The following is a 955-nucleotide window of genomic DNA, read 5'->3' as shown; positions in this document are numbered from 1 at the left end:
GCAGTTTTTTACACCTTTCCTTGTTGCTTTATACGTTCTGCACGCCATTCTTCATCGGCTTTCCGCTGTTCTTCACGATCTTTAGATGTATAAGTATTAACATGCAATTTCTTAGATGAAGAGCTCGTCATTCTTTCAATTTGTTCTCTGAGCTTCTTTAAATCGCCTGCCATTTTATGCAGTGGATCACCGCCACCAATTTCTGTTATTCCTTTCAATTCAGCAAAGTCGATGGTTAACTCATTAGAATAGACATTACCCTCTACGTCAGAGTAAGAAACAATTATTGTGAAAAAAGGAGTAAAAATATCATCGCCTTCCAATTTACCCTTTAGCTCAAAAAAACTGAACAAAAAGCTATCTACGTTTTGGTTAATCCCTAAAGAGTGCATACCGTTGGAAAAAACATGAAGTTTTAAGAAAAGATCTACAATTACATTTTCACCTTCAGAGATTTCCTTTCCATTTTTATCAATAAACTTGAAACTGACATTTCTAGCAATACCTTTTCCTAAGTTACTTAAATTTACCATCATTAAATTAAACGATATATCACTATTTTTAAGTGTGACTGAAACGGCAGGTCTGATATTTTCTTTTCTAAGGGAATTGACTTGCTCTATTTGAGCTTCTCTTAAGTACCAAGTTTCTTTAGCTAAAATAAAGGTTAAAACAGCGATTGCAACTGTAGCTAAAGCAGCAACCCAAGAGGATAAAGAATCAGCTGTTAAAATCGAAGATAATTGAATTTGGCTACCTGTAACTATCCCAAGTATGTAAATTAATGGAGCGCTTACAAGTCCAATGACTGTCATCAAAGGAATTAAGCTTCTCTCATTTTTACGCTTACTCATAACTTTCCTTAAACTGCTAACGCTTTGCTAAGCGGCTAAAAATGGCTGGCTATAATAGCGAGGTACGAGCACAGCCAGCTGTTTGTGTCCGTTTAAGCAAC

At 35.6% G+C, this 955-nt stretch carries 1 protein-coding gene; it reads right to left on the bottom strand.

Annotated features, from left to right (window positions below; all coding sequences use genetic code 11):
* Positions 1–8 precede the first annotated feature (8 nt).
* Entirely contained in the window at positions 9–854 is an 846-nt protein-coding gene (locus J8L97_RS23020) for a hypothetical protein (protein WP_211053049.1), read from the bottom strand.
* Positions 855–955: the final 101 nt, after the last annotated feature.

Source organism: Pseudoalteromonas sp. MMG012 (assembly GCF_018100875.1).
Lineage (GTDB): Bacteria > Pseudomonadota > Gammaproteobacteria > Enterobacterales > Alteromonadaceae > Pseudoalteromonas > Pseudoalteromonas aurantia.
Note: the sequence above shows the minus strand (reverse complement) of the source record. Positions and strands in the feature narration are given on the sequence as shown.